The organism is Streptomyces sp. NPDC051567 (assembly GCF_044454165.1).
Lineage (GTDB): Bacteria > Actinomycetota > Actinomycetes > Streptomycetales > Streptomycetaceae > Streptomyces.
Genome location: NZ_JBITDK010000022.1, coordinates 1 through 23,016, shown reverse-complemented (window position 1 = coordinate 23,016; position 23,016 = coordinate 1). Strand labels below are relative to the sequence as shown.

The following is a 23,016-nucleotide window of genomic DNA, read 5'->3' as shown; positions in this document are numbered from 1 at the left end:
AGGGCCTCCACACGGCGGCGTACCGCCTCGTGCTCCGGAAGCGGTGGCCGATGGCCACCACCCCGGCGGTGACGTGGGCGGCTGCCGGGGGGACGGTCACCGGAGGGACGCCTGCCGTAGGGACGGCCGTGGAACGAACGGCTGTCGGACGAGCGGCTGTCGGAACGGCGGGATCGGCCGGGTCCGCTGGTGGCCCCGGCCGGATACGAAGCCGGGTACGGATACGCAGACGACGTACGTGCGCGAAGAGTCATGTCCCGACGGTAGGGGTGAATCCGAAAGGCCGTCCGGAGCCTTCAATTCCTGTGGAGAACAGGACCGTTGTGGATATCCCCCTCACTCGTTCCGGTGATCAGCGGGGATCAGCGGGGCGAGACGACCGCCGCCAGCAGCCCCGGTCCGGTGTGCGCGCCGATCACCGCGCCCACCTCGCTGACGTGCAGTTCGACCAGGCCGGGGATACGTTCCCGGAGTCGTTGCGCGAGCTTCTCCGCCCGTTCGGGGGCCGCCAGGTGGTGCACCGCCACGTCGACACTGCCCGCCCCGGCGCGCTCGACGGCCAGCTCCTCCAGCCGGGCGATGGCCTTGGAGGCGGTGCGGACCTTCTCCAGCATCTCGATCCGTCCGCCGTCCAGCGTGAGCAGTGGCTTGACCGCGAGGGCCGAGCCGAGGATCGCCTGCGCGGCCCCGATCCGGCCGCCGCGGCGGAGGTAGTCGAGGGTGTCGACGTAGAAGTACGCGGACATCTCCGCGGCCCGCTTCTCGGCGGCGGCCACGGCCTCGTCCACGGAGCCGCCGGTCTCCGCCACCTCGGCGGCGGCGAGGGCGCAGAAGCCGAGGGCCATCGCGACCATTCCGGTGTCGACGACGCGGACGGGCACGGGCGCGGTCCTGGCCGCGACCACGGCGGCGTCGTAGGTGCCGGAGAACTCGGCGGACAGGTGCAGGCTGACGATGCCGGTGGCGCCGTCGTCCGCGGCGGCCTGGTAGGCCCGTACGAACTCCTGCGGACTGGGCCGGGAGGTGGTCACCGAGCGGCGCTTCTGCAGGGCCAGGGCGAGGCTGCGGGCCGAGATCTCGGTGCCTTCCTCGAACGCCTCGTCGCCGAGCACCACGGTGAGCGGGACGGAGGTGATTCCGTGCCGCGTCATCGCCGGTTGGGGCAGGTAGGCCGTGGAATCGGTGACGATCGCGACATGGCGGGACATGAGCCGGAGGTTACCGCCCGTAGCACCGGGGCGGCAGCCTGGGGCCCTCCACCCGGGCCTCCGCCGGGACGGCCCCACCGCGACCGGGAGCCTCTGCCGCACCGCACAAGGCCGCCGACCGGCACCACCGTGCCCGCCGGCCCCACCGCACCCGCCCGCCGCCCCGTGCTCACACCGCCACCGACGGCCCCGCCCGGCCCGACTGCGTCAGGTCGTGGTCTCCGGCCGCCGGGCCTGCTGCCAGGGGTACGGGGACGTCTGCGCGGCCGGGTTCAGAGCGGCCGGCCCGGGCCTCGCGGCCCGCCCGTCCGCTGCCGGGGCCTCGGCCGGAGCCGCCGCACCAGCGCCGGTACCGGTACCGGTGGCAGAGGCCTGCGCCGCGTCCCACTCGGCAGCGGCCGCCGCCAGCTCGTCCACCGGCTCGTGGGACCAGTCCCGCAGCGCGCCGGACTCGACATCGATCTGACCCGACAGGTGGGAGAGGTCGTCCTCCGCGAGGCGCCGGGCACGGTCGCGCGCGGCCCAGCGCAGCGAATCCGCGGCCTGCGTGATCTTGGTGGTGCGTTCCCGCAGGTCGGGCAAGCTGGTGGCGATCCGCTGCCGGTCCGGCTCCTGTTCCAGCCGCTTCAGTTCGGCGTCCAGTTCGTGTCCGTACGCGCTCAGCCGCTCGAACAGGGCTATCGACTCCCCGAGCGAGGCGTCCGTCCGGACCCCTTCGTTCAGCTCCTGCTGCGTGGTCCGCATCGAGGTCCGCAGGTCGAGCCGTAGCTGCGCCAGCGCCCCCGTGACCCCGACCTGGCCGAAGCTCTTCGCCTTCAAGGTGGTGTCCTCCACCGTCCGGCGGGCCTGGGTGATCGTACGGTCCACACCGCGCTTGGCCGCCCCGACCACCTTGGCGGTCGCGTACGCGCCCAGTCCGAGGAGGGCGAGAAGCAGCGTCAGCGCGAAGATGATCAACGCGACCTCCATGAGTGTCCCTTCCCCAGTCCCCGGTCGGCTCTTCGTCCGTACTCTCCACGGTAAACGCCACGGGCAGATCAAGGGTTCCCGTCGAACCCCCAACCTGCCCGTACGGGACTACCCCTATACACGGCCTGTACACGGCGGGAAGTCCCGGTCGACGCGGTCCGGGCACCCCCGAGGGCGACCCGGACCGCCACGCACCGGCCACGCGCCGGCCTCAGATGACGATGTTCACCAGCTTCGGCGCGCGCACGATCACCTTGCGGATCTCCGCGCCGCCCAGCGCCGCGACCACGCCCGCGTCCGTGACCGCCAGCTGCTCCAGCTCCGCGTCCGAGATCGTCGGCGCCACCTCCAGCCGGGCCTTGACCTTGCCCTTGACCTGCACCACGCACGTCACGGTCTCATCCACCACGTACGCCGGGTCCGCGACCGGGAAGTCCTGGTGGACCACCGAGTCGCTGTGCCCCAGCCGGTGCCACAGCTCCTCCGCGATGTGCGGGGCCAGCGGCGCGACCAGCAGCACCAGCCGCTCCGCGACCGAGCGCTCCAGCGGGCGGCCCGCCTTCGTCAGCGCGTTGTTCAGCTCGGTGATCTTCGCGATGGCGGTGTTGAACCGCAGCCCGGACAGGTCCGCACCGACCCCGTCGATCGCCTTGTGCAGTACGCGCAGGGTCACCTCGGCGGGCTCGGCGTCGACGACCGTCACCGCGCCCGTCTCCTCGTCCACGATGTTGCGCCACAGCCGCTGCAGCAGCCGGTACTGGCCGACCACGGCCCGGGTGTCCCACGGGCGCGAGACGTCCAGCGGGCCCATCGCCATCTCGTACAGGCGCAGGGTGTCCGCGCCGTACTCCTCGCAGATCTCGTCCGGCGTGACGGCGTTCTTCAGGGACTTGCCCATCTTGCCGTGCTCGCGCTTGACCGGCTCGCCCTGGTAGAAGTACCCGCCGTCACGCTCCTCGACCTCGGCCGCCGGCACGTACACACCGCGCGAGTCGGTGTAGGCGTACGCCTGGATCATGCCCTGGTTGAAGAGCTTGTGGAACGGTTCGGCCGACGAGACGTGACCCAGGTCGAAGAGGACCTTGGACCAGAAACGCGCGTACAGCAGGTGCAGCACCGCGTGCTCGGCGCCGCCCACGTACAGGTCCACGCCCCCGTGCGGGGCGCCCTCGCGCGGGCCCATCCAGTACTGCTCGATGACCGGGTCGACCAGCGCCTCGGCGTTGTGCGGGTCGAGGTAGCGCAGCTCGTACCAGCAGGAACCGGCCCAGTTGGGCATGGTGTTGGTCTCGCGGCGGTAGCGCTTGACCCCGGAGCCGTCGCCCAGGTCCAGCTCCACGTGGACCCACGCCTCGTTGCGCGACAGCGGGGTCTCCGGCTTCGACGTGGCGTCGTCCGGCTCGAAGGTGCGCGGCGAGTAGTCCTCGACCTCCGGCAGCTCCAGCGGCAGCATCGACGCGGGCAGCGCGTGGGCGACGCCGTCCTCGTCGTAGACGATCGGGAAGGGCTCGCCCCAGTACCGCTGACGGCTGAAGAGCCAGTCGCGCAGCCGGAAGTTGACCGTCCCCTCACCGATGCCGCGCTCCCGCAGCCATTCGGTGATCGTGGCCTTCGCCTCGACGACGCCCAGTCCGTCGAGCGAGATGCCGTCACCGGTCGAGTTGACCAGCGCGGCGTCGTACGAGGCGAACGCGTCGTCCCACTCCGCCGGGTCGGTGCCGCGGCCGTCCGAGGGCTGCACCACGCAGCGCATCGGCAGCTCGAAGGCGCGCGCGAACGCGAAGTCGCGGGTGTCGTGCGCCGGCACGGCCATGATCGCGCCGGTGCCGTAGCCCATCAGCACGTAGTCGGCGATGAAGACCGGCACCTGCTCGCCGCTGACCGGGTTGGTCGCGTACGCGCCGGTGAAGACACCGGTCTTGTCCTTGGCCTCGGCCTGCCGCTCGACGTCCGACTTCGACGCGGCCTGCTTGCGGTACTCCTCCACGGCCTCGGCCGGGGTGGCGTGGCCGCCGGTCCAGACGGGGTGGGTGCCCTCGGGCCAGGCCGCCGGGACGAGCGCGGGGACCAGCTCGTGCTCGGGCGCCAGCACCATGTACGTCGCGCCGAACAGCGTGTCCTGGCGGGTGGTGAAGACGGTGATCGCGGCGTCGTCGCCGACCGCGAAGTCGACCCGCGCGCCTTCGCTGCGCCCGATCCAGTTGCGCTGCTGGAGCTTGATGGCCTCGGGCCAGTCCAGCCCGTCCAGGTCGTCCAGCAGCCGGTCGGCGTAGGCGGTGATCCGCATGTTCCACTGGCTCAGCTTGGACTTGAAGACGGGGAAGTTGCCGCGCTCGGAACGCCCGTCCGCGGTGACCTCCTCGTTGGCCAGTACGGTGCCCAGCCCGGGGCACCAGTTCACGGGCGCGTCCGAGGCGTACGCCAGCCGGTACTCGTTGAGGACGTCGGCCCGCTCGCCCGCGGTCAGCCCGGCCCATTCCCGGCCTCCCGGGACCTCACGGGAGCCGTCCTCGAAGGCGGCGATCAGCTCGGCGACCGGCCGGGCCCGGCGCGCGTCCGCGTCGTACCAGGAGTTGTAGATCTGCAGGAAGATCCACTGGGTCCACTTGTAGTAGTCCGGGTCGATCGTCGCGAACGACCGGCGCTTGTCGTGGCCCAGACCCAGCCGGCGCAGCTGGACCTTCATGTTCTCGATGTTCGCCTCGGTCGACACCCGCGGGTGGGTGCCGGTCTGCACGGCGTACTGCTCGGCCGGCAGGCCGAAGGCGTCGAAGCCCAGGGTGTGCAGGACGTTGTGGCCGGTCATCCGCTGGTGACGGGCGAAGACGTCGGTGGCGATGTACCCGAGCGGGTGGCCGACGTGCAGCCCCGCGCCGGACGGGTACGGGAACATGTCCATGATGAACTTCTTGGGCCGGGCGACCACCGCCGGGTCACCGGCCAGGTCACCGGTCGGGTTCGGGGCCTCGTAGGTGCCCCGCGCGTCCCAGACGTCCTGCCAGCGTGCCTCGATGTCGGCGGCCATGGCAGCCGTGTAACGGTGCGCCTCGGCCGCCTCGGGGGCCGGGGTGTTCGTCTCGCTCATGATTTCTGAAGCTCCATCGATCGTCTCTGCCGTCTCTGCCTGCCCAAACGAAAAAACCCCTCGCACAGGAGGGGACGCCGCGCCGATGCCGACCGTCTCGAAGGGTCGGCGCTGATCAGCGCGGCTCGGTAAGCAGAAGGCGTACGGCACGCATGGCGCCAGGGTACCGCAGCGGCCCCCACGGCTGCTCGGCCGCTCCGGAGGACGGCCGGGCCGTCGGACCGCCGGACCGTCGGCGTCACGGACCCGCCGAAGACCGTGGGCACGAAGAAGACCGTGGGCACGACGAGAAGCGGGCCACCCGATCCGGGTGACCCGCTTCTTCACTGTGGAGCTAAGGAGAATTGAACTCCTGACCTCCTGCATGCCATGCAGGCGCTCTACCAACTGAGCTATAGCCCCTCGTCTTGCCTGCCGCCTGGTTTCCCTGTGCCGGTTCCCCTTGGCGACGTCCCAAACATTACACGGTGATGGCCCCGGTCCAAAAATCGGTTCCGGCCGCCCCCTGGGAAGGTTCGTCACGCCCGCTCGGGCCGTGCCTCCACCGCTGTGACCACCGGGTCCGGCCCGGGCCGGGGCCAGGGCCGCCGTCCGCGCCGACACCCGTGTCACACCGCCCGCGCCGCCGCCACCGTCACGCTCTCGCGAACTGGTAGAACCGCTTGAGGGTGCAGTGCTCGTCGAGGAGCCGGCCGTAGATCGGCTCCCCCTCCAGTTCGCGGTACGTCTCGATCGGGTCGCCTTTTATGATCAGTGCCCGCGCGCATTCCTCGCACCAGTACTGGTAGTCGAGATTGACGGGGTCCATGTCCCGCACGATCGGCGTGCCGTTGTCGCACCAGTCGCACCGCCGCCGGTGTGCACCCATCCGTCAGCGACTCCCTCCCGCGTCGGGCCGTCGTGTCCCCCTCCGGCCGTCCGATTCTGCCATGCCGGTGCGGGCCGGGTCAGCAAGTGCAAAGAGTACAAAAGCAAGAATCCCGCCCCCTGTTGGGGACGGGATTCTGATTGTGGAGCTAAGGAGAATTGAACTCCTGACCTCCTGCATGCCATGCAGGCGCTCTACCAACTGAGCTATAGCCCCGCTCTCCGCCGCGCTCCCCCCGTTTCCGGCGTTCCGCGCTGCGAACAAGAAGAACTCTAGCCTGCGACCAGCCGGAAAGTGAAATCCGGGTGGCGGCCCCGGCGGGAGGGTCCTCAGTCGTCGTCGCCGAGCACCGGTTCCGGCAGCGTGCCGGCGTTGTGCTCCAGCAGACGCCAGCCGCGGGCGCCCTCGCCGAGGACGGACCAGCAGCAGTTGGAGAGCCCGCCGAGGCCCTCCCAGTAGTACGAGTCCAGGCCCAGCAGACGGCCGATGGTGGTACGGATGGTGCCACCGTGGCTGACGACGACGAGCGTGCCGTTCTCCGGCAGCCGGCCGACGTGGCCCAGTACCACCGGGGCGGCCCGGTCGGCGACCTCGGTCTCCAGCTCACCGCCGCCGCGGCGGACCGGTTCGCCGCGCTTCCACGCCGCGTACTGCTCGCCGTACTTCGCGAGGATCTCGTCGTGCGTGAGGCCCTGCCAGTCACCGGCGTAGGTCTCGCGAAGCGCCGCGTCGTACTCCACGGGCAGGCCCGTCACGGCGGCCAGTTCGGCTGCCGTGGCCGAGGCCCGCCGCAGGTCGGAGGCGACGACGGCATCCGGTTTCAGCGACGCGAGCAACCGCGCGGCACGGCGCGCCTGCGCCACGCCCGCCTCGGTCAGCTCGATGTCCGTGGAGCCCTGGAAGCGGCGCTCCAGGTTCCACGCGGTCTGGCCGTGACGCCAGAGGACGATCTTCCTGCCGGTCGTACCGGGACCGGTGGCACCGGCGCCGGTCCTGGTGCTGGTGGTGCCGGTGTCGGGCGCGCTCAGAACAGATCACCGTCCAGTTCGTCGTCGCCCGCCGCCTCGCGCAGCTTGGCGTGCTCCTCGGCCTTGCCCTTGGTGAGCTTGGCGTCCTCGGGCAGGTCGATCTCGGGGCAGTCCTTCCACAGGCGCTCCAGCGCGTAGAAGACCCGCTCCTCGCTGTGCTGGACGTGGACGACGATGTCGATGTAGTCGAGCAGGATCCAGCGGGCGTCGCGGTCGCCCTCGCGGCGTACCGGCTTGGCGCCGAGCTCCTTGAGCAGGCGCTCCTCGATCTCGTCCACGATCGACTTGACCTGGCGGTCGTTGGGCGCCGAGGCGAGCAGGAAGGCGTCGGTGATCGACAGCACGTCGCTGACGTCGTACGCGATGATGTCGTGCGCGAGCCGGTCGGCCGCAGCCTGGGCGGCGGCGGTGATGAGCTCGATGGAGCGGTCCGTGGCGGTCACTGGCCATGCTTTCGGGTTGGCGGGCAGATCCTTACAAGGGTCTCATGTACCGCCGACACCGCCCGCGCGGAACGTCCCGCGCGGGCGCGACCGCTGCTCAGGGCCGTGCCCGGACCGTTCCCCGGACCGGCCGGGGCCCCTTGCCCGCACCCGGCCGGGCCCTTGCCCGCACCGGGTCCGCGGTGGCTCCGCAGGGGTCAGGACGCCTTGTAGTCCTTGCCCAGGACCACCACGACGTCCGCGTTCACCGCGTTCTCGGCCTTCTTCACGGCCGCCTCCGGCAGCCCCAGCGTCCTGGCGACCCCGATCGCCTTCTCCCGCCGCGCGTCGTCCTGGTACGTGATCTGCGAGGTGGCGGCGGCCCGGTCGGCCCTGCCGCCGTCCACGAAGGTGTAGCCGCCGTTCAGCAGCGCCGCCTTCGCCGCGGTCCGCGTCCTCTCGTCGCCGGTGGCGTCCTTGAGGCCGACCCGGGGCGCGGCCCCGGCGGGCGGCGCCGTGACGGAACCGCCCAGGACCTCCCTGACCACCGTCCGGTTCGTGTCGTCGGTGAGCGTGCCGTCCGGTTTCACCGCGAGCACGTCGGTGCGGTACGCGCCCGCCTTGGCGTGCTCGCCCAGCCGGGCCAGCAGGGCCCCCAGCGACCGGGCGTCCAGGGCCGGGTCGAGGATCTGGCCCATGCTCTCGACGGTCAGGGTCGCCGCCTTCGGGTCACCGGGGACCTTGCGCAGCACCGCGTACAGCACCGAGCCCAGCCGTTGCAGTTGCCTGGCCTCCGGCTCGCCCTGGCCCCGGTGGGTGGCGTACGCGACCGCCATCGCGCCGCTGAGGCTCTGCCGCTGCCCCTGGGCGACGGCGGGGGCCCTGGTCGCCTCGTCGGCCGGGACCGCGGTGTCGGTGTCGACCTCGATGCCGCCGACCAGCTCGACCAGGTTCTCCAGGAAGGGGGTGTCCAGGCGCCAGGTGCCGCCGATGTGGGTGCCGAGGACCGAGTCGACGGCCTCGCGGGTGGAGAGCCCGCCCTCGCCGACCGCCTTGGCGAGCACCGTGGAGGTGCCGTCCGCGCCGGGGACGCCGAGCTCGTTCGGCAGCAGGACGGTGGCGCCCTGCCGGGTGGTGACGTTGTCGACGAGCAGCGCCGTGGAGGTGCCGCCCTTCTTGGTGTGGTGCACGTGGACGACGATCATGTCCCGCTTCTGCGGCCCGTCGGCGGCCGGGGCGGCCTTCTGCTCCCCGTCGTCCGCCAGGAACGGCAGCTTCTCCGCGTACCAGAGGTGACCGAGGCCGCCGACGACGAACAGGGCGAGGACGACGATCAGGACCACCACCCGGTTGCGGCCCCGGCGGCGGGCCTCCTCGCGGCGTTCGGTGCGGCTCTCGGTGAACTTGAGCCAGTCGATGACGTCCTCGGAGTCCTCGTCCGGCCGGTCGGTGAAGTCGAACGGCCCGGCGGGGTGAGCGGGGTCCGGCCCGGCGCCGCCCGGCCCGGGAAACCGGGCGGGGGGCCCTTCGCGCGCCGGAGAGGGCTGCTCCGGGAAGGACCGCTGCGGGAAGTTCTGCCCCGGAGGGGTCTGCTGCGGGGAGCCCTGCTGCGGAATCCACTGCGGGTCCTGCCGCAGGTCGTACCCCTGGGCGGGGGCCGGGGGCTGCTGTCCGTACACCGGCTGCCCGTAGGACTGCGGCCCGGGTTCCGGGGCGGCCGGCTGCGGCGGGTGGTAGGGCTGCTGCTGCGCTCCGTACGGCTGGTGGTCGTAGCCGTACGGCTGTCCGTATTCCGGGGCCGGGACAGGTGGGGCGGGTGAGGTGGGTAAGGCAGGTGAGGTGGGTAAGGCAGGTGCCTGGCCGTACACCGGCTGCCCGTACGCGTCGTAGCCGATGAGCCGCTGCGGCTCCTGGGCGGCGTACGGGTCGTACGGCTCCTGTCGGTCGTTCACCGCGGGCCCCCTTCTCTGCCGGAAAGCGCGGGCGCCGAAAGCTCAGACGCCCCGGTACAGCTCACGCTTGTCGATGTAGCGCACCACGCCGTCCGGCACCAGGTACCAGACGGGGTCGCCCTGTGCGACGCGGGTCCGGCAGTCCGTGGAGGAGATCGCCAGCGCGGGCACCTCGACCAGGGAGACACCGCCCTCGGGCAGCCCGTCGTCGGTGAGCACGTGGCCGGGCCGGGTCACTCCGATGAAGTGGGCGAGCGAGAAGAGCTCGTCGGCGTTGCGCCAGGTCAGGATCTGCGCGAGGGCATCGGCGCCGGTGATGAAGAACAGGTCGGCGTCGTCGTGGAGCGCGCTCAGGTCCCGCAGGGTGTCGATCGTGTACGTCGGGCCGCCGCGGTCGATGTCGATGCGGCTCACGGAGAACTGGGGGTTCGAGGCCGTGGCGATGACCGTCATCAGATAGCGGTCCTCGGCGGGCGACACGGCCCGCTGGGACTTCTGCCACGGCTCACCGGTGGGCACGAACACCACCTCGTCGAGGTGGAAAAGGGCGGCCACCTCGCTGGCGGCCACCAGGTGTCCGTGGTGGACCGGATCGAACGTCCCGCCCATCACGCCGAGTCGGCGCTTGACCGGGCCGGTAGGCACTTCCTGCTCTCCCATGAGCGCAGAGCCTACTGGCCCGGTGGCACGGTCCGGGCCCTCATCCGAGCCTGCGGGCACCGCCGGCGGGCGGGCGGCAGGACAGTCGTGATCGCGAAGGAGGCGGTCTAGCGGTCGCGGTTGAGGCGGGTGGTGACCCAGAGCATCAGGAGAAGGATGCCGAGTGCGGCGCCACCGGTCAGGAAGGGGCTGAGACTGTCGTGGTTGCCGCCCTTGCCGCCGGCCCCCTCCGAGGCGAGGACGACCAGGTTGTGGGCGGTGGAGGAGAGGCTCATCAGGCAGGTACCTATCGAGTCGGGGAGCGGGCGGAGACTTCACTCACATCGTATGCGGGGGCCCTGGGCACGCTCACGCCGACTCAGGCGTTGAAGAGGACAGGGCGGACAGTCCGCCAGGTCGACCGAGGGGGTTGCGCGATGACGGGGACCGGATTCGAGAAGGCACCGGCACGTGACCGCAGGAGGTTCCCGGAGATCTCCTCGCGTGCGTACGAGCATCCGGCGGACCGGTCGGCCCTGGTCGCGCTGCGCAGGCTGACCGGGTTCGACACGGTGTTCAAGGCCCTGAGCGGCCTGCTCCCGGAACGCAGCCTGCGGCTGCTGTTCCTGTCGGACTCGGTGCGGGTGGGCGAGACGCAGTTCCCGCACCTGTACGCCATGCTCCGCGACGCCTGTCACGTCCTGGACCTGGAGAAGGTCCCGGACATGTACGTGCAGCAGGACCCGAAGCCGAACGCGATGTGCGTCGGGCTGGACGAGCCGATCATCGTGGTGACCACGGGCCTGGTGGAGCTGCTCGACGAGGAGGAGATGCGGGCGGTGGTGGGCCACGAGGTGGGCCACGCGCTGTCGGGGCACTCCGTGTACCGCACGGTCCTGCTCTTCCTGACGAACCTGGCGCTGAAGGTGGCGTGGGTCCCGCTGGGCAATGTGGCGATCACGACGCTGGTGGCGGCGTTGCGGGAGTGGTTCCGCAAGTCGGAGCTCTCGGCGGACCGGGCCGGGCTGCTGGTGGGACAGGACGTGGACGCCTCGATGCGGGGGCTGATGAAGCTGGCGGGCGGCAACCACCTCCACGAGATGGACGTGGACGCCTTCCTGACCCAGGCCGAGGAGTACGAGGCCGGCGGCGATCTGCGCGACTCCGTCCTGAAGATCCTGAACGTACTGCCGCGGACGCACCCGTTCACCACGGTGCGGGCGGCCGAGCTGAAGAAGTGGTCGGAGAGCCGCGACTTCCAGCGGATCATGGACGGCCACTACCCGCGGCGGGCGGAGGACAAGGACACCTCGGTGACCGACTCCTTCCGGGAGTCCGCCGCCCACTACGCGGACGCGGTGCGCACCAGCAGAGATCCGCTGATGAAGCTGGTCGGCGACATAGCGGGAGGCGCGGGCGACCTGGGCGGCAAGCTCCGCGACAGGTTCACCGGTACGGGCGCGGGCGCGCGCGGCGGCACGGACCGGCCCAAGGACGACGGGGCCAAGGACGACCGGTCCAAGGACGGCGAGGGAACCGGCGGGGGAACTACGGGGCAGGGCTGACGGGCGGGGCTCCCGGTTCGGGAGCGGCCGGCCGGGCCACGGGGGCGGGCGCGGGCAGGGCCACCGGGGCGGTCGGGAAGGGCTCACCGCCGGGTGCGGTCACCACCGTCGCGGGGGCGCCGGGTGCGGGCGCGGCCGTGGGGGCGGTCCGTTCCGGGGGCGCCGCCAGGGCGCCGCACAGCCCGGCCGTGCGCCGCGGGTGGCCGCTCGTGTACGGGTCGCTCGCGGGCGGTCCCACCGCGGCCGGGTGGGCTCCGGCCGTCAGGGGGCGGAAGCCCGCCGCCGGGTCGGCGGAGCAGTCCTGGGGACCCGCCATGACGTAGGCCGAGGCCAGCTCCGCCCGCCGGGCCGCGAGGTCCTCCCGGTCGAAGCGCAGGCGCAGTTCGCGGCGGACGGTGAAGAGCGAGGCGCCGTCCACCGCGGCCGGGGCGCCGGTGGCGGGGCGCACGGCGTACACGAAGGTGTGGTCGGTGGTCACCTCCAGCACGTCCGGGGCGGTCTCCTCGAAGGCGAGGGTGCCGCTCACCCGGACCCGGGGGTCGGCGAGGACGGCGGCGGCCGGGTCGAAGCGGACCAGCCAGCCGGTGGCCGCGTGCTTCCCGTCGCCGGAGGGCGAGGACACGCTGCGGTCGAACTGCGCCAGCTGGTCGGGGTCGAGCAGCACCCGGACCGGCCGGGAGGCGGCGCCGGCCAGGACGTCGGGGTCCAGCGAGGACTGCACCAGGTAGTCCTTGGCGATGGACAGCGCGGCGACGACCTGCCCGTCACTGAAGTGCCGGGTGTGGCGCACGGCGGGCATGGTGATCCCGGCCGCCCCCACCCGGTAGTCGGCGGCGGGGCTCCGCGCGAACAGGTCGGCGGGCCGCCCGCCGGGCACGGCGGTGGCGGGGGCGAGCGGGACGACGACGGTGGCCAGCGGCCCGGCCGGGCCCCCGGGCGCCGGGTCGTAGGGGGTGCGCAGGCCCAGGTAGACGGCGGTGGCGAAGGCCGTGGCGATGAGCAGGACGAGGAGCATGCCCTGCCGCGCGCCCCGGCCCGGGGTGCTGGTGCGGGGTCCGGAGCCGCCGCTCGACCAGGAGGAGCGGCTACGGACGGCGCGGGCGTGCTCGCCCATGCGTTCCCGCGCGGAGAACTCCTGGAGCCGGGCAGCCCGGACGAAGTCCTCGTCGAACACCACCGACCGGTACTCGTCCGACCGGTACTCGTCCGACCGGTACTCGTCGTCGTTCCCGCCGATGCCCTCGGGGGTGCCGTCGGGTGGATCTCCTGGCACGGCCATCGCTTCTCCCCGCTGTCCCCGCTTCAGAGAAGCCCCCGGCTCCGGTCTGCGCGAGTGGGGTCGTACTTTCAGGGTTGGCGGACGACGGGGTGCGTAAACGCGTCGGCGCCGGTGACTTCCCTGAGCGGAGTACTGGCGGGCACCGGAACGTGGTCCGCCTCGCCCGGGGCGGAGCGGTAGACGGCGCTGAAGGCGAGCGCGACCATGCCGAGCCCCAGCACGAAGGCGAGCACCCAGGCGACGGGCCGCAGCCAGGGCGAGCGGCCCCGGTAGGGGCGCATGCTGCCGCCGTAGGCGCCGTAGGGGCCTTCCGGCCAGTCGTGGTCGTGGTCCCCGCCGGGACCGTCGAGGCCGTAGCCGCGGTGGCGGCCGTAGCCCTCGTGGTCGTCGTCGCCGGGGCGGCCCCCGGTGAAGGTGGCGGCGCGGGCGGCCTCGGCCTCCGCGCGCGCCCGGTCGGCGGCCCGCTGGCGCTCGGCCGCGCTCGGTTCACGGATCTCGGCGTTCCGGACGAAGTCCTCGTCGAACACCACGGAGGCGAAGTCGTGATCCGCGCCTCCGCGGTCGTCGTCGTCGGGCTCCCCGTCGTCCGGGAACGGTTTGCCCCCCACGTCGTCCGGCACGGATTCAGCGTAGACCCGGGGGGCGGCTTTGGGCAGGGTGCGGAACGGATTCCGGCCACGCCCCACCCGCCTTCGGTCACCGGATGTGACCGTCTCCGGTGACGATGTACTTGGTGGAGGTGAGCTCCGGGAGGCCCATGGGGCCACGGGCGTGGAGCTTCTGGGTGGAGATGCCGATCTCGGCGCCGAAGCCGAACTGGCCACCGTCCGTGAACCTGGTGGAGGCGTTCACGGCGACCGTGGTGGAGTCGACCAGCTGGGTGAAGCGGCGCGCGGCGGCCTGCGAGGTGGTGACGATCGCCTCGGTGTGGCCGGAGGTCCAGCGGCGGATGTGGGTGACGGCGTCGTCGAGGGAGTCCACGACGGCGGCGGCGATGTCGTAGGAGAGGTACTCGGCGGCCCAGTCCTCGTCGGTGGCGGGCAGGGCGGTGACCTTGGAATCCTCGGCGGCGGCGAGCACGCGGGCGTCGCCGTGCACGGTCACCCCGGCGTCGGCGAGGGCGTCGAGGGCGAGCGGCAGGAAGGCGTCGGCGATGTCGCGGTGGACGAGCAGGGTCTCGGCGGCGTTGCAGACGGAGGGCCGCTGGGCCTTGGAGTTGACGAGGATGTCCACGGCCATGGAGAGGTCGGCCTGGGCGTCGACGTAGACGTGGCAGTTGCCGGTGCCCGTCTCGATGACCGGGACGGTCGACTCCTCGACCACGGTCTTGATGAGGGAGGCGCCGCCGCGCGGGATGAGGACGTCGACGAGGCCGCGGGCGCGCATCAGCTCGCGGACGGAGTCGCGGGACTCGCCGGGGACGAGCTGGACGGCGTCGGCGGGCAGGCCCGCGCTCGTGACGGCGTCGCGCAGGACGGCGACGAGGGCGGTGTTGGAGGCGTAGGCGGAGGAGCTGCCGCGCAGCAGGACCGCGTTGCCGGACTTGAGGCAGAGGGCCGCGGCGTCGACGGTGACGTTGGGGCGGGCCTCGTAGATGATGCCGACGACGCCGAGCGGGACCCGGACCTGCCGCAGGTCGATGCCGTTGGGGAGGGTACTGCCGCGGACGACCTCGCCGACGGGGTCGGGGAGGGCGGCGACGTCCCGGACGTCGGAGGCGATGGCCGCGACCCGCTCCGGGGTGAGCGTGAGCCGGTCGACGACGGTCTCGCCGGTCCCGGCGGCACGGGCCTTCGCGGTGTCCACGGCGTTGGCCGCGACGATCTCGGCCGTACGGGCCTCCAGCGCGTCCGCGATCGCCAGCAGGGCGGCGTCCTTGGCGGACCGCGGCAGTGGGGCGAGGGCGGCGGCGGCCGTGCGGGCGGCTCGCGCCGTGGCGAGGACGGGGGAGGCGGCGGGGGCGTCGTCGTGCGAGGTCATGCGGCCAGGGTAAGCCCCTGGCGGGTCCCGGCCGAGGGGGTTCCACCCCGCGAGACGGGCCCGCGGGGGCGGGTCGGTGTCCGGGCGCGCGAGGCCGTCTCGCGGGAGTGCTCCGGGCGCGTGGGGCCCCGGCCTCGTCCGTCGGCCGGGGCAGTGCCGGTGCCGGTGCCGGTGCCGGTGCCGGTGCCGGTGCCGGTGCCGGTGCCGGTGCCGTCAGGGTCCGGGGGTGGGTGGGCCGCTGCGCGGGGCTTCCTCCCCGCCCCGCCCCTTCCCGTTTCCCGGGCTCCGCCCGGACCCGGTCCTCAATCGCCGGACGGGCTGGAAGCTGGGGCTGCCGCCCCGGCCCCGCGCCTCGGACGCCGGCCGGGCCGAAGCCCGGGAGGCCCGCCGGGGCCGAGCGGTGCGAGGGGCGCGTCAGGAAGGGCGTCAATAGGGGTGGACGCCCACCGGGTGGGCCGGTGGGGGGCCGTAGCCCTCTGCCACGCGTTGGTGGTAGGTGGCCCGGTCGATGACTTCGAGGCCGACGATCTCCCAGGGCGGGAGCTGCGCGGAGGAGCGGTGCTCGCCCCAGAGGCGCAGGGCGACGGCCGCCGCGTCGTGGAGGTCGCGGGCCTCCTCCCAGTACCGGATCTCGGCGTGGTCCTCGGCGTAGCGGCTCGTCAGCAGGAAGGGGTGGTCGTGGGCCAGCTGTTCCAGTCCTCGCCGGACCTCGGGAAGCGGCGCGGACCTGCCGGAGACGCTCAGGGTCACGTGCCAGAGCCGGGAGCGGTCCCGGTCGTCCCCGCATCCGTTCCCGTTCTCACGGCCCTCACCGTCCCCCGGTCCGACGCTGGTCAGCGCTCGTCTCACCAGCCGCCTCCTGTCTGCGCTACGCGTGTCCGCCGCTCACAGTTGACCAGTCCCCGGCCCGGCGCGCGGCGTTTTCGCCGAACCTCAGCCCTGGAGCAGGACCAGATCATCGCGGTGGACGACCTCCCGTTCGTACGCGGGTCCGAGTTCCCGTGCGAGCTCTCGGGTGGAGCGGCCGAGGAGTTGCGGGAGCTCCTTGGCGTCGAAGTTGACCAGGCCCCGGGCGACGGCCCGGCCGTCGGCCGCGCGCAGTTCCACGGGGTCCCCGGCGACGAAGTCGCCGCCGACGGCCGCGATGCCCGCGGGCAGCAGGGAGCTGCCGCGTTCGGTGACCGCGCGGACGGCGCCGTCGTCCAGGACCAGGTGCCCTCGCGGGGTGGAGGCGTGCTGGAGCCAGAGCAGCCGGTCGGCCGAGCGGCGGCCCGTCGCGTGGAAGTGGGTGCCCGTGGCGCGGCCGGCCAGCGCGTCGGCGGCCTGGCTCGCCGAGGTGAGGACCACCGGGATGCCCGCCGCCGCCGCGATCCGGGCCGCCTCGACCTTGGTGACCATGCCGCCGGTGCCCACGCCCGCCTTGCCGGCGCTGCCGATCGAGACGTGCGCGATGTCCCCGGCCCCGTGGACCTCGTCGACGCGGGTGGTGCCGGGGAGCGAGGGGTCGCCGTCGTACAGGCCGTCCACGTCGGACAGCAGGACGAGCAGGTCGGCCCGGACCAGGTGGGCGACGAGGGCGGCCAGGCGGTCGTTGTCGCCGAAGCGGATCTCGTCGGTGGCGACGGTGTCGTTCTCGTTGACGACGGGCAGCGCGCCCATGGCGAGCAGCTGGTCCAGGGTCCGGTAGGCGTTGCGGTAGTGCGCCCGCCTGCTGGTGTCGTCGGTGGTGAGCAGTACCTGGCCGACGCGGACCCCGTAGCGGGCGAAGGAGGCGGTGTAGCGGGCGACGAGGAGGCCCTGGCCGACGCTGGCGGCGGCCTGCTGGCGGGCGAGGTCCTTGGGGCGGCGGTGCAGGCCGAGCGGGGAGAGTCCGGCGGCGATGGCGCCGCTGGAGACGAGGACGATCTCCTTCTCCCCGCCGCCGCGCGCCTTGGCCAGGACGTCGACCAGCGCGTCCACCCGGTCGGCGTCGAGCCCGCCGGCCGCCGTGGTCAGGGAGGAGGAGCCGACCTTGACCACGATCCTGCGGGCGTCCACGACACCCTGCCTAGCCGCTGACACGTCTCTCCCCTTGCCTCGCCCTGCCCGGGTACTGCCCCTCGGGGCCGCCTTCCGGCCCAATCTACGGGGTGGCCGCCCGGGGCCGCTCAGGGGTTTCGGCGGGTGGGACGGCCGGGCCGGTGCCCGGGACGAGGATCTTGCGGGAGAGCAGGAAGGTGAAGGGGACGGCGGCGACCGCCGCGACCAGCGGGGCGATCCGGGTGTCCATCCCGGCCCAGGTCACCAGGGCGAAGAGGCCGGCCGACTGGATGACGTAGTTGGTCAGGTTCGTCAGCGGGAAGAGCAGGAACTTCTTCCAGGTGGGCCGGGTGCGGTAGGTGAAGTAGGTGTTCATGAAGAACGAGCCGACCATCGACAGCAGGAAGGCGAGGGTGTAGGCGGCGAAGTACGGCATCCACGGGTGGAGCAGCAGGTAGCAGCCGAAGAAGGTCGCGGTGTTGACCCCGCCCACCAGGGCGAAGCGGAAGATCTGGCCGAGCTGGGCCCTGCCGGTCATCGCGCGGTCCGCCCGGAGCTGTGTCCGGAGCTGTGTCCGGTACTACGTTCGGCGCCGCGTTCGGCACTACGTTCGGCGGTCACCGGCTGCGCGGCCGGGGCCTCGCGCCCGGCCTGCGCCGCCCGGGTGGCGGGGCCGGCGCCGTGCGCCTCCTTGACCAGGAAGTGCGGGCGGCGCTTGGTCTCGTAGTAGATCCGGCCGATGTACTCGCCGATCAGACCCAGCATGATCATCTGGACGCCGCCCAGGCCGACGATGATCGCCACGAGGGAGACGTAACCCGGCGACTCCACGCCGTTGGTGACCGCCATGACCGTGATCCACAGCGCGTACAGGGCGGTCAGGGCCACCAGCGACACGCCGAGCCAGATCCCGATCCGCAGCGGCCGGTTGTTGAAGGAGATCAGACCGTCCATGCCGTAGTTCAGCAGGGCGCCGAACTTCCACTTCGTCTCACCGGCCTCGCGCCGCGCGTTGCGGTAGTCGAAGTGGACGGTGTCGAAGCCGATCCAGGAGAAGAGGCCCTTGGAGAACCGGTTGTACTCGGGCAGCGACAGCAGGGCGTCCACGGCCGCGCGCGAGAGCATCCGGAAGTCGCCGACGCCGTCGGTCAGCTCGACGTCGACCCAGCGGTTGACGCCCCGGTAGTAGAGGCGGCTGAACGCCGAGCGGAGCTTCTTGTCGCCCTCGCGGGTACGGCGGGCGATGATCTGGTCGTGGCCCTGCCGGTAGTGGTCGAGCATGGTGGCGATCAGCTCCGGCGGGTGCTGGAGGTCCGCGTCCATGATCACGACGGCGTCGCCGGTGGCCTCGCGCAGGCCGGCGAGCATGCCCGCCTCCTTGCCGAAGTTGCGGCTGAAGGAGACGTACCGGGTCCGTTCCCCGTGCTCGGCGGCGATCCGCCGGAGCTTTCCGAGGGTCCCGTCACGGCTGCCGTCGTCGACGTAACAGACCTCGTACTCCACCGGGAGGAGCTCCAGAACCCTGCGGATCTCGACGTCGAAGCTGTCGATGACAGCCTCTTCGTTGTAACAGGGCACTACTACCGAGAGCTTGGTCATGAACACTTCCTGCTGGGTCCGAACGGGTGATTGTCTGCGCCCCGACCCACCGCACACGTCTTCCTCAGAAGTATGCACGACCGAGGTCGGACCGCCTGGGACGAGCGCGGCGCACGGTAGCTTTGACGGGTTGGGGGTCCCCCCGGACGAGGTCCGGGGGTGGATGAGCGCGATGAGTGGATGAGCGCAATGAATCGAAGGGATCGAGGTGCACGTGCCTGACGTCTCCGTGGTCGTCATCGTCTACAACGACGCAGAGCGTCTTTCGACAGCCGTCCGGTCGGTACTCGACCAGACCCTGCACGGGGTCGAGGTCGTGATCGTCGACGACTGCAGCAAGGACCGGTCCTACGCGGTGGCCCAGGAACTGGAGGCGGCGCACCCCGGCCGGGTCCGCGCCTTCCGGCTGCCGGAGAACAGCGGCGGCTGCGGCGCGCCCCGCAACCACGGCATCCAGCAGGCCACCGGCACGTACGTGATGTTCCTGGACAGTGACGACGTCCTGGAGCGCAACGCCTGCCGGAACATGCTGGACGCCGCCGAGCGGACCGGTTCCGACCTGGTCGCGGGCATGTGCGTCCGCGTCCACCTCGACAACCGGTGGGGCAAGACCACCGAGTGGTACCCGTGGATCTACTCCCGCACCCGCACCCTGGAGTCGATCACCGACTTCCCCGACCTGCTGGTCTACGACACCCTCTCCACGAACAAGTGCTACCGGCGCGCGTTCCTGCTGGAGCAGGGGCTGGAGTTCCCGGTCGGCATCCACTACGAGGACCTGCTGTTCTCCGCGCAGGCGTACGTCGCGGCCCGCCGCATCACGCTGATCCCGAACCACGTCTACTTCTGGAACGTGGTCGAGAAGGCCGCCGCGAAGTCGATCAGCAACCGGCGCCACGAGATCGAGAACTTCGTCCACCGGATGGAGATCCACCGCCGCGTCGACGAACTGCTCGCCGCCAAGGGCCACACCGCGATCAAGTCCGCGAAGGACGCCAAGTTCCTCAAGCACGACCTGGTGCTGCACCTGCGCGACCTGCCCCTGCTGGGCGACGCCTACCGCCAGGAGTTCGCCCGCCTGGCCAACGGCTACCTGGCCGGCATCGACCCGGCCGCGTACGAGAGCGTCACCTACCTCCAGGCGATCTGCGCCTACCTGCTGGGCAAGGAGGACTGGGACAACCTGCTCCCCGCCGCCGACGCCATGACCAACAAGGGCCGGCTCTCCTCCCCCCTCGCCGAGCGCGACGGGCGCGTCTACTGGTGCGCGCAGCACATCGACCACCCCGACGGGGCCGAGGCCGCCGAGGCCCGCCGGATACTGGACGTCACCGCGCAGGGCTTCCACACCGCCCCGCTCGCCTCCCTCCACCTGGGCAACCGCCTCACCTCCTACGCGGACGACGGGCGCGGCACCGTCACGCTCTCGGGCGCCGTGGTGAACCCGCTGGGCCGGATCGGCCCCGGGGCCGAGCTGACGGCCTCGCTCGAATTCCGGGCCCGGCGCCAGATCGGGGTGCGTTCCTTCAGCTTCCCGGTGGCAACCGTGCGCCACGCCGGTGACACGATCGAGTGGAGTGGCACCGCCGACATCGGCTCCACCGTCCGCCCCCTCGGCATCATCGACGCCGTCTGGGACGTCCGCCTCAAGCTCACCGCCGACGGCGAGCGGATCAGCACCCGCGTCTCGGTCGGCGGGGTCGACCTGGAGTCGGCGGCCCGGCTGCGGGTGCGCCCCCGGCTGACCCGGCTGGTCTCCGACCGGTTCGAGCCGGAGGTCACCAAGAAGGGCAACCTCTCCTACGTCCTGATCGCCGAGAGCGCCGCCGCCGTCCGCACCCGGACGCTGATCGACAGCGCGATGCACGGCAAGGCCGCCGGTGTCGTCAAGCGGGGCCTGCGCAAGGCCCTGCGGGCCCGCCGGAACATGGGCTCGGGCGAGCAGAAGGTGAAGGTCTACCACGAGGTCTTCTCCAAGCTGCCCGTCAAGAAGGGCACCGTCGTCTTCGAGAGCCACATGGGCAAGCAGTACAGCGACAGCCCGAAGGCCATCTACGAGGAGATGGTCCGCCAGGGCGTCCCCTTCGAGGCCGTCTGGTCGTACGCGGGCGCCAAGCCCACCGGCTTCCCCAAGGAGGCCACCTTGGTGCGGCGCTGGAGCTGGCCCTACCTGCGGGCGCTGGCCCAGGCCGAGTACTGGATCGACAACCAGGGCTTCCCGCTGGCGCTGGCCAAGCGCCCGGGGACCACGTACATCCAGACCTGGCACGGCTCCGCGCTCAAGCGGATGGGCTTCCACGAGCCGCGCACCAAGGCCCAGGGCCGCGCGGGCCAGGACCGTTTCCAGGCGGCCGTGGACCGCTTCGACCACTTCCTGATCCGCTCCGAGCACGACACCCGCACCCTCGCCAAGGGCTTCCGGCTCCGCGACGAGGTGCTGCTGCGCACGGGCTACCCGCGCAACGACGCCCTGGTCGAGACGCACCGGGCCGAGGTCCGCAGCGGGGAGCGGGTACGCGGCCCGCTCGCCGCCGAACTCGGCATCGACCCGGGAAGGAAGGTGCTGCTCTACGCGCCGACCTTCCGGGCGAACGCGGACGGCGCGGTGGAGGGCTTCGCGTTCCCCTTCGACGTGGAGGAGTTCGCGGACCGGCTCGGTGACCGCTTCACGCTGCTGGTGCGCACCCACTACCTCAACAGCGTCTCGCTGCCGCCATCGGTCGCGGGCCGGGTGATCGACGTCTCCCGGCACCACGACATCACCCCGCTGCTGGCCCTCGCCGACGGGCTGATCACCGACTACTCGTCCGTCATGTTCGACTACGCGGCGCTGGACCGGCCGATGCTGTTCTTCGCGTACGACTACGAGAAGTACGCCACCGACCTCCGGGGCACCTACTTCGACCTGAAGGAGAAGGCGCCGGGCCCGGTGGTGGCCACGGCGGACGAACTCCTCCAGGCCCTGGCGGCCTTCGACGAGGAGGACGCCAAGTACGCCGAGGCGCGGCGGCGTTTCCTCGCCGAGTTCGGCGAGTACGACCGCGGGGACGCGGCCCGCCGGATCGTCGAGAAGTTCTTCCCCAGGAGCGGCAAGTGAGCCAGCAGAGCGCCGGCCCCGGCGGCCGTGACATCTTCCTCGTCTCCAACAGCGTCGACGAGCTGGGCGGGGTGACCACCTGGTCGCACCAGATGGCCCGGCTGTTCACCGACCGCGGGCACCGGGTGCACCTCGTCGGCATCGCCCCCGTCGCCCCCGAGATCCGCCAGGAGCTGGCGCCGGAGCTGCCGTACGCCATGACCACGCTCTACCCGTCCCACCCGCCGAAGGCCCGCCGGCTGCACGGGATCAAGGGCCGGCTGAACGCCCCCGAGCGGCGCCGCCAGGCCGCCCGGCGGGCGGGGATGCGGGCCAGGGCCGAGGAGCTGACCGCGCTGCTGCGCGCGGCCCGCCCCGGCGGTGTCGTGATCGTCACCCAGGTCTGGGCGATGGAGTGGGTGGCGCTCGCCGACACCAAGGGGCTCACCGTCATCGGGATGAGCCACGAGTCGTTCGAGGCCAGCCAGAAGTCCACCCGAGCCAACCGGGTCCGCCGCCACTACGCCGACACCGACCGGCTGCTCGTCCTGACCCCGGAGGACGCGGACCTCTGGATCAGGGCGGGCATGGAGAACGTCTCCAGCATGCCGAACCCGCTGCCCTTCATGCCGGACGCCCCCGCTCCGCGCACCGCGAAGGTCGTCGCGAGCGTCGGCCGCCTGGCGTTCGAGAAGGGCGTGGACCTCCTGCTCGACGCGTGGGCCGACGCCGCTCCGCACCACCCCGACTGGGTCCTGCGGATCTACGGGGCGGGCGCGGAGGAGCCGACGCTGCGGGCGCACTGCACCGCGCTCGGGCTGGACGGCTCGGTGGAGTGGATGGGCAGCACCGGCGACGTGCTGGGGGCGCTGCGCGGGGCCTCGGTCTTCGCGCAGGCGTCCCGGGCCGAGGGGTTCCCGATCACCCTGCTGGAGGCGATGGCGGCGGGCCTGCCGGTGGCCGCGTTCGACTGCGCGCCCGGGGTGCGGGAGATCGTGCGGCACGGCGAGGACGGGCTGCTGGCCCGGCTCGGCAACACGATGGAGCTGGCGGGTCACCTGGACGCGCTGATGGCGGGCCAGGAGCTGCGCGACCGGCTCGGGGACACCGCCTTCCGCGAGGTGAAGCGGTACTCCAGCGCCGAGATCACCGACCGCTGGGAGGCCCTGTTCGCCTTCCTGGAGCGCTGACCCCGGCCCGGGCCCCGCACCGGACATGCCGACGCCGCCCGCCCCGGGAACCACCGGGGGCGGCCGGGGCGGCCAGGCCCCGTCCGGTCCCCGGGGCCGGACCCCGGGGCCGGCCCCCCGGGGGGCCGCCCCCCCCG

At 72.3% G+C, this 23,016-nt stretch carries 19 protein-coding genes and 2 tRNA genes; 3 read left to right on the top strand and 18 right to left on the bottom strand.

The genetic code is table 11. The annotated features are described in order from the left end of the window. Nucleotides 1-362: 362 nt before the first annotated feature. The 11 genes from ACIA5F_RS22515 to ACIA5F_RS22465 all read right to left on the bottom strand — a co-directional run bounded on the left by ACIA5F_RS22515 (nt 363) and on the right by ACIA5F_RS22465 (nt 10,467). Entirely contained in the window at nt 363-1,208 is an 846-nt protein-coding gene (locus tag ACIA5F_RS22515; protein WP_399355669.1) for a DegV family protein, read from the bottom strand. A gap of 207 nt (nt 1,209-1,415) precedes the next feature. Next, nucleotides 1,416-2,177 (bottom strand): hypothetical protein, encoded by a 762-nt coding sequence (locus ACIA5F_RS22510; RefSeq protein WP_399355667.1) that lies wholly within the window; start codon nt 2,175-2,177, stop codon nt 1,416-1,418. 211 nt (nt 2,178-2,388) lie between these two features. Beyond that, nucleotides 2,389-5,262, bottom strand: a complete 2,874-nt coding sequence (gene leuS, locus ACIA5F_RS22505) for a leucine--tRNA ligase (RefSeq protein WP_399355665.1) — start codon at nt 5,260-5,262, stop codon at nt 2,389-2,391. A 329-nt stretch (nt 5,263-5,591) separates the two neighbouring features. Next, nucleotides 5,592-5,664 (bottom strand) — tRNA-Ala (locus ACIA5F_RS22500). A gap of 232 nt (nt 5,665-5,896) precedes the next feature. Further along, the gene (locus ACIA5F_RS22495) at nt 5,897-6,130 is read right to left on the bottom strand and encodes a hypothetical protein (protein ID WP_399355663.1); all 234 of its coding nucleotides are present in this window, start codon (nt 6,128-6,130) and stop codon (nt 5,897-5,899) included. A gap of 143 nt (nt 6,131-6,273) precedes the next feature. Further along, nucleotides 6,274-6,346: transfer RNA gene (locus ACIA5F_RS22490), tRNA-Ala, on the bottom strand. A 113-nt stretch (nt 6,347-6,459) separates the two neighbouring features. Then, nucleotides 6,460-7,080, bottom strand: a complete 621-nt coding sequence (locus tag ACIA5F_RS22485) for a histidine phosphatase family protein (protein WP_399355802.1) — start codon at nt 7,078-7,080, stop codon at nt 6,460-6,462. 74 nt (nt 7,081-7,154) lie between these two features. Further along, nucleotides 7,155-7,601, bottom strand: coding sequence for a ribosome silencing factor (rsfS, locus tag ACIA5F_RS22480; protein WP_385229742.1), 447 nt, complete (start codon nt 7,599-7,601; stop codon nt 7,155-7,157). Nucleotides 7,602-7,798: 197 nt separating this feature from the next. After that, nucleotides 7,799-9,532, bottom strand: coding sequence for a LytR C-terminal domain-containing protein (locus tag ACIA5F_RS22475; protein ID WP_399355661.1), 1,734 nt, complete (start codon nt 9,530-9,532; stop codon nt 7,799-7,801). Between the two features lie 42 nt (nt 9,533-9,574). Beyond that, on the bottom strand, nt 9,575-10,192 hold the full coding sequence (gene nadD, locus ACIA5F_RS22470) for a nicotinate-nucleotide adenylyltransferase (RefSeq protein WP_399355659.1): 618 nt from the start codon (nt 10,190-10,192) through the stop codon (nt 9,575-9,577). Nucleotides 10,193-10,299: 107 nt separating this feature from the next. Continuing rightward, a complete protein-coding gene (locus ACIA5F_RS22465; protein WP_399355657.1) occupies nt 10,300-10,467 on the bottom strand; it encodes a hypothetical protein in 168 nt (55 codons plus the stop codon). A gap of 141 nt (nt 10,468-10,608) precedes the next feature. On the opposite strand from ACIA5F_RS22465, the gene ACIA5F_RS22460 reads away from it, so the two are divergent. Beyond that, the gene (locus ACIA5F_RS22460; protein ID WP_399355655.1) at nt 10,609-11,736 is read left to right on the top strand and encodes a M48 family metallopeptidase; all 1,128 of its coding nucleotides are present in this window, start codon (nt 10,609-10,611) and stop codon (nt 11,734-11,736) included. On the opposite strand, the gene ACIA5F_RS22455 is transcribed toward ACIA5F_RS22460, so the two are convergent. The 7 genes from ACIA5F_RS22455 to ACIA5F_RS22425 form a co-directional block, all read right to left on the bottom strand. Then, nucleotides 11,720-13,015 (bottom strand): hypothetical protein, encoded by a 1,296-nt coding sequence (locus ACIA5F_RS22455; protein ID WP_399355653.1) that lies wholly within the window; start codon nt 13,013-13,015, stop codon nt 11,720-11,722. The genes ACIA5F_RS22460 and ACIA5F_RS22455 overlap by 17 nt on opposite strands. A 68-nt stretch (nt 13,016-13,083) precedes the next feature. Beyond that, nucleotides 13,084-13,635, bottom strand: coding sequence for a hypothetical protein (locus ACIA5F_RS22450; RefSeq protein ID WP_399355651.1), 552 nt, complete (start codon nt 13,633-13,635; stop codon nt 13,084-13,086). Nucleotides 13,636-13,711: 76 nt separating this feature from the next. Next, complete coding sequence (locus ACIA5F_RS22445; protein WP_399355649.1) at nt 13,712-14,995, bottom strand: glutamate-5-semialdehyde dehydrogenase; 1,284 nt, start codon at nt 14,993-14,995, stop codon at nt 13,712-13,714. Nucleotides 14,996-15,421: 426 nt separating this feature from the next. Further along, entirely contained in the window at nt 15,422-15,844 is a 423-nt protein-coding gene (locus tag ACIA5F_RS22440; RefSeq protein WP_399355647.1) for a hypothetical protein, read from the bottom strand. A gap of 84 nt (nt 15,845-15,928) precedes the next feature. Then, complete coding sequence (gene proB / locus ACIA5F_RS22435; protein WP_399355645.1) at nt 15,929-17,056, bottom strand: glutamate 5-kinase; 1,128 nt, start codon at nt 17,054-17,056, stop codon at nt 15,929-15,931. A 61-nt stretch (nt 17,057-17,117) separates the two neighbouring features. Beyond that, nucleotides 17,118-17,552 carry a GtrA family protein gene (locus ACIA5F_RS22430; RefSeq protein WP_399355643.1) on the bottom strand — a complete coding sequence of 145 codons (435 nt, stop codon included), beginning with the start codon at nt 17,550-17,552 and terminating at the stop codon, nt 17,118-17,120. Further along, complete coding sequence (locus tag ACIA5F_RS22425; RefSeq protein ID WP_399355641.1) at nt 17,549-18,613, bottom strand: glycosyltransferase family 2 protein; 1,065 nt, start codon at nt 18,611-18,613, stop codon at nt 17,549-17,551. The genes ACIA5F_RS22430 and ACIA5F_RS22425 overlap by 4 nt, the downstream gene beginning before the upstream one ends. A gap of 208 nt (nt 18,614-18,821) precedes the next feature. On the opposite strand from ACIA5F_RS22425, the gene ACIA5F_RS22420 reads away from it, so the two are divergent. Together ACIA5F_RS22420 and ACIA5F_RS22415 are read left to right on the top strand one after the other, a co-directional pair. Continuing rightward, the gene (locus tag ACIA5F_RS22420; RefSeq protein ID WP_399355639.1) at nt 18,822-21,710 is read left to right on the top strand and encodes a CDP-glycerol glycerophosphotransferase family protein; all 2,889 of its coding nucleotides are present in this window, start codon (nt 18,822-18,824) and stop codon (nt 21,708-21,710) included. Continuing rightward, nucleotides 21,707-22,879 carry a glycosyltransferase gene (locus ACIA5F_RS22415; RefSeq protein WP_399355637.1) on the top strand — a complete coding sequence of 391 codons (1,173 nt, stop codon included), beginning with the start codon at nt 21,707-21,709 and terminating at the stop codon, nt 22,877-22,879. Before ACIA5F_RS22420 ends, ACIA5F_RS22415 begins: the two co-directional genes overlap by 4 nt. Nucleotides 22,880-23,016 lie beyond the last annotated feature (137 nt).

Bases quoted from the DNA above. Each gene is read 5' to 3' on its own strand.
- ACIA5F_RS22515 (WP_399355669.1), bottom strand. From the start codon at position 1,208: ATGTCCCGCCATGTCGCGATCGTCACCGATTCCACGGCCTACCTGCCC.
- ACIA5F_RS22510 (WP_399355667.1), bottom strand. From the start codon at position 2,177: ATGGAGGTCGCGTTGATCATCTTCGCGCTGACGCTGCTTCTCGCCCTC.
- leuS (WP_399355665.1), bottom strand. From the start codon at position 5,262: ATGAGCGAGACGAACACCCCGGCCCCCGAGGCGGCCGAGGCGCACCGT.
- ACIA5F_RS22495 (WP_399355663.1), bottom strand. From the start codon at position 6,130: ATGGGTGCACACCGGCGGCGGTGCGACTGGTGCGACAACGGCACGCCG.
- nadD (WP_399355659.1), bottom strand. From the start codon at position 10,192: ATGGGAGAGCAGGAAGTGCCTACCGGCCCGGTCAAGCGCCGACTCGGC.
- ACIA5F_RS22465 (WP_399355657.1), bottom strand. From the start codon at position 10,467: ATGAGCCTCTCCTCCACCGCCCACAACCTGGTCGTCCTCGCCTCGGAG.
- ACIA5F_RS22460 (WP_399355655.1), top strand. From the start codon at position 10,609: ATGACGGGGACCGGATTCGAGAAGGCACCGGCACGTGACCGCAGGAGG.
- ACIA5F_RS22455 (WP_399355653.1), bottom strand. From the start codon at position 13,015: ATGGCCGTGCCAGGAGATCCACCCGACGGCACCCCCGAGGGCATCGGC.
- ACIA5F_RS22445 (WP_399355649.1), bottom strand. From the start codon at position 14,995: ATGACCTCGCACGACGACGCCCCCGCCGCCTCCCCCGTCCTCGCCACG.
- ACIA5F_RS22430 (WP_399355643.1), bottom strand. From the start codon at position 17,552: ATGACCGGCAGGGCCCAGCTCGGCCAGATCTTCCGCTTCGCCCTGGTG.
- ACIA5F_RS22425 (WP_399355641.1), bottom strand. From the start codon at position 18,613: ATGACCAAGCTCTCGGTAGTAGTGCCCTGTTACAACGAAGAGGCTGTC.